The following is a 4525-nucleotide window of genomic DNA, read 5'->3' on the forward strand; positions in this document are numbered from 1 at the left end:
CCCCGTCGCAAGGGCCGTTTGGAGAGTGCTATGACCGAACGTATTCAGGAATTCCTGCGCAACCGCCGCAGCGAGGGCCGGGACACCGAGCCTTGCCTCGTGGTCGATCTCGAAGTCGTGCGCGACAACTACCAGACCTTTTCCAAGGCGCTGCCGGACAGCCGCGTGTTCTACGCGGTGAAGGCAAACCCGTCTCCGGAAGTGCTGTCGCTGCTGGCATCGCTCGGCTCGTGCTTCGATACCGCGACCGTCGCGGAGATCGAAATGGCGCTGGCCGCGGGTGCGACCGCTGACCGCATCTCGTTCGGCAACACCATCAAGAAGGAGCGCGACATTGCGCGTGCCTTCGCGCTCGGCATTCGGCTTTTTGCGGTGGACTGCGCCGCCGAGGTCGAAAAGGTCGCCCGTGCGGCTCCGGCTGCGAAGGTGTTCTGCCGCATCCTCTACGACTGCGCCGGCGCCGAATGGCCGCTGTCGCGGAAGTTCGGCTGCGACCCGGAAATGGCGGTCGACGTGCTCGACCTCGCCAAGCGTCTGGGCCTGGAGCCGTGCGGCATCTCCTTCCACGTCGGTTCGCAGCAGCGCAAGGTGAAGGCTTGGGACCGCGCTTTGGCGATGGCTTCCCAGGTGTTTCGCGACTGCGCCGAGCGGGGGATCAACCTCTCCATGGTCAACATGGGCGGTGGATTCCCGACCAAGTACCTCAAGGACGTTCCTCCGGTCGTGCAGTACGGCCGGTCGATCTTCCGTGCGCTGCGCAAGCATTTCGGCAACCAAATCCCGGAGACCATCATCGAGCCGGGCCGCGGCATGGTCGGCAATGCCGGCGTGATCGAGACCGAAGTCGTTCTGATCTCCAGGAAGAGCGACGAGGACGAGGTGCGCTGGGTCTATCTCGACATCGGCAAGTTCGGCGGTCTGGCCGAGACCATGGACGAATCGATCCGCTACGCCATCCGCACGCCGCATGACGGCGCGGAAATGACGCCGTGCGTGCTCGCAGGTCCGACCTGCGATTCCGCCGACGTGCTGTACGAGAAGATCCCGTACCCCCTGCCGGTGACACTCGAGATCGGCGACAAGCTCTTGATCGAAGGCACCGGTGCCTATACGTCGACTTACTCGTCGGTGGCCTTCAACGGCTTCCCGCCGCTGCGGACCTACCACATCTGAGGCTGTAGCAAGCGCTACCTCCCCCTCCCGCGCGGGAGCCATCGCATCGAGAGCCGGCTCGCCGGCTCTCATCCCCTCATCTCGTAGATTTACTGACAGCGCTTGGCGGCTCGTTGCCGTTGCAAGCGAGGACTGACGTGCCATGACCGCCTTGCGTAAGACCTCTATTGCCCTTTTGACCGACGCCGCTCCGTTCGTGATCCGCGCCGAGCGAGCCTCGGACGTCTTGGCCCGCGAGGCGCTGCTCGATGCCTGCTTTGGCGCAAACCGCCAGGCACGCACCTGCCAGCGCCTGCGCGACGGACGGGCGCCCGCCGAAGGCCTCGCGCTTTCGGCCCTGCGCCAGGGCCGGCTGGTCGGAACGCTGCGGTTGTGGCACGTCAGCGCCGGCGGGAGGCGAGCGCTGGTGCTCGGCCCGCTGGCGGTCGACCCCTCATGCCGCCATCTCGGCGTCGGCGGCGCCTTGATGAAGCAGGCGTTGGCGGCGGCGAAAGCGCGCGGCCATGGCGCGGTGATCCTGCTCGGCGACGAACCCTATTATGCCCGCTTTGGCTTCTCGGCTGCCAAGACCGGCGACTTGTCGCTGCCCGGCCCGTTCGAGCACGACCGCCTGCTCGGCCTGGAACTGCGCGACGGCGCGCTCGACGGCGCCGGGGGAATGATCGTGCCGACCGGTGCAATAGTGCTGAAAACCAGGGCAGCCCGGGCGAAGACGGCGCTTCGGCCCGTGCCGCACGCGGCCTGATCGCGCATCGTCATGCCGGAGAGCCCCCTGCCCATCCGATGCTGCGCGTTCACGACTCCGTAGGTATCGTCACCAGGCTCCTGCCGGTCATGAATCGGGGTCATAAGCCCGAGATGAAGGTCGAGATTGAAGTCACCGCGGAGCGGCGCGCCACCTGACCCTTCGCCCCCAACGTACTCATTTTTCCGGAGATAGTCTCATGAGCCCGCCCTATCAGCCAATCCACGCCAGCATTTCCGGCCCCATCGTCATGATTGGCTTCGGCTCGATCGGCAAAGGCACGCTGCCGCTGATCGAGCGGCATTTGGCCTATGACAAATCCCGCTTCGTCATCATCGATCCGCATGAGGACGGCGAACTTGCGCGACAGCACGGCGTGCGCTTCATCAGACAGGCCGTGACCCGCGACAATTACCGCGAGGTGCTGGTCCCGTTATTGACCACGGGCGGCGGCCAGGGCTTTTGCGTCAACCTGTCGGTCGACACTTCCTCGGTCGATATCATGACGCTGTGTCGCGAGATCGGCGCGCTCTATATCGACACCGTGGTGGAGCCGTGGGCCGGCTTCTATTTCGACAAGCATCTCGGCCCCGAAAAGCGCTCGAACTATGCGTTGCGCGAAACCCTGCTCGCGGCCAAGCGCGCGCGCCCGGGAGGCACGACCGCGGTATCGACCTGTGGTGCCAACCCCGGCATGGTCTCGTGGTTCGTCAAGCAGGCGCTGCTCGACGTCGCCCGCGACACCAACACGCAGGTCAGCGAGCCGAACAGCCGGGAAGGCTGGGGCCAACTCGCACACAAGCTTGGCGTCAAGGGCATCCATATCGCCGAACGCGACACCCAGCGCTCCAAGAAGCCGAAGCCGATGAAAATGTTCGTCAACACCTGGTCGGTGGAGGGGTTTGTCTCCGAGGGCCTGCAGCCGGCCGAACTCGGCTGGGGCAGCCACGAAAAATGGATGCCGGACAATGGCCGCGCCCACACCGAGGGCTGCGGCGCGGCGATCTATCTGCTGCAGCCCGGCGCCAATACCCGCGTCCGCTCCTGGTGTCCGACGCCAGGCGCGCAATACGGATTTCTGGTCACCCACAATGAGTCGATCTCGATCGCGGACTATTTCACGCTGCGCGACGGCGGCCATGTGATCTATCGCCCGACCTGCCATTATGCCTATCACCCCGCCAACGACGCGGTGCTGTCGCTGCACGAGATGTTCGGCGCCACCGGCAAGATGCAGCCGAAATGGCACATCCTGGACGAGAACGAGATCGAGGACGGCATCGACGAGCTCGGCGTGCTGCTCTACGGCCATGCCAAAAACGCCTACTGGTACGGCTCACAGCTCTCCATCGAGGAAACGCGCGCGCTTGCGCCCTACCAGAACGCCACCGGCATGCAGGTCACCTCGGCCGTTCTCGCTGGCATGGTGTGGGCGCTGGAAAATCCCACCGCCGGGATCGTCGAAGCCGACGAGATGGACTTTCACCGTTGCCTCGAACTCCAAAGGCCCTATCTCGGCCCGGTCAAAGGTTTTTATACCGATTGGACGCCGCTCTCCGACCGGCCCGGGCTGTTTCCGGAAGACATCGATGAAAGCGATCCGTGGCAGTTCAGGAACGTGCTGGTACGGTGAGGTACCCGGCATTGTTGGGCTTGCCTGGAATGCCGATAGTGGGACCCGGCCGCGACGGCTCTATTTCTTCAAATAATCGAACGCCACCGACCCCAGGCCGAGCGTCAGATCGACCTTGAAGTGCAGCGCCGAGACCACCTCGCGCACCGGCAGCTTTGCCACGTCGGCGAGCGCGTGCGGGAACAGGCCGATCGCCGCGGGGCCGGTCCAGGCCTCTTTCAAGGTGATGTCCTCGAGATTGAAGCGCGCCAGTTCGCAGATCCTGGCGCTGCCGTCGACATGCGGAATGATCTTGAGAATGAAATTCGGCGCCTTCATGCCTTTCAGCACGGTGTCGTGATCGACCGGACGATGCTTGTAGCCCATGGTGGCCGAGACGCACAGCACCGAGCCGTAATGCAGCGTTCCGACCAGCACGTCGCTCTCGACTTCGATCTTCGGCCTCGCTAGCTTCTTGGGGAAACCCCAGAGTTCGCGGCCGCCCGCGATCGGCGCGTCGTCGTCGAGGTACATCGCATGGGTATAGGTGCCCTCTTCGCCGTTGAAGCGCACCGGGATCACCTGCCCGGTTTCGGTGTAATCGCCGAAGCCGGTTGAATCGGGCATGCGGATAAATTCGTATTTGACGATCGCATCGGTGACCTCGAGCGGCTCCGGCACCACGGCGGCAAGCGCTTCCGGATCGGTGCGATAGGTGACGACGAAATATTCGCGGTTGAAGAACCGATAGGGTCCCGGAGGAAACGACGGGCTGGTGAGCGGCATCGAATAGGCGGTTCGCCTGACATCGTCGATTTTCATGGCTGACCTTATCCGTCATCTGCGATGCCCCAGATTATGTGGCAGCTGACGACGACAATCGAGGCTGAAAAATCGGCAGCCGGATCACTTCAAAGCGAGCTGTCATGGTGCCGTCATCGGTGCTTTTGGACCGGCACGTTCGCGTTTTCAAAAGATTACTTCTGATTGAGGGG

The 4525-nt window shown here is 63.8% G+C and carries 4 protein-coding genes; 3 read left to right on the forward strand and 1 reads right to left on the reverse strand.

Features of this window, described 5'->3' with window-relative positions:
- Positions 1-30 precede the first annotated feature (30 nt).
- The 3 genes from ABSG20_RS30605 to ABSG20_RS30615 all read left to right on the forward strand — a co-directional run bounded on the left by ABSG20_RS30605 (position 31) and on the right by ABSG20_RS30615 (position 3551).
- On the forward strand, positions 31-1173 hold the full coding sequence (locus ABSG20_RS30605; protein ID WP_423868192.1) for a type III PLP-dependent enzyme: 1143 nt from the start codon (positions 31-33) through the stop codon (positions 1171-1173).
- A gap of 142 nt (positions 1174-1315) precedes the next feature.
- Positions 1316-1918, forward strand: a complete 603-nt coding sequence (locus tag ABSG20_RS30610; protein ID WP_423868193.1) for a GNAT family N-acetyltransferase — start codon at positions 1316-1318, stop codon at positions 1916-1918.
- Between the two features lie 199 nt (positions 1919-2117).
- Positions 2118-3551, forward strand: coding sequence for a homospermidine synthase (locus ABSG20_RS30615; RefSeq protein ID WP_423868194.1), 1434 nt, complete (start codon positions 2118-2120; stop codon positions 3549-3551).
- A gap of 60 nt (positions 3552-3611) precedes the next feature.
- Here ABSG20_RS30615 and ABSG20_RS30620 read toward each other — a convergent pair whose 3' ends face one another.
- The gene (locus tag ABSG20_RS30620; protein ID WP_423868195.1) at positions 3612-4352 is read right to left on the reverse strand and encodes an acetoacetate decarboxylase; all 741 of its coding nucleotides are present in this window, start codon (positions 4350-4352) and stop codon (positions 3612-3614) included.
- Between the last annotated feature and the right edge of the window lie 173 nt (positions 4353-4525).

Source organism: Bradyrhizobium sp., assembly GCF_049512235.1.
In the GTDB taxonomy this organism is placed as follows: Bacteria; Pseudomonadota; Alphaproteobacteria; order Rhizobiales; family Xanthobacteraceae; genus Bradyrhizobium.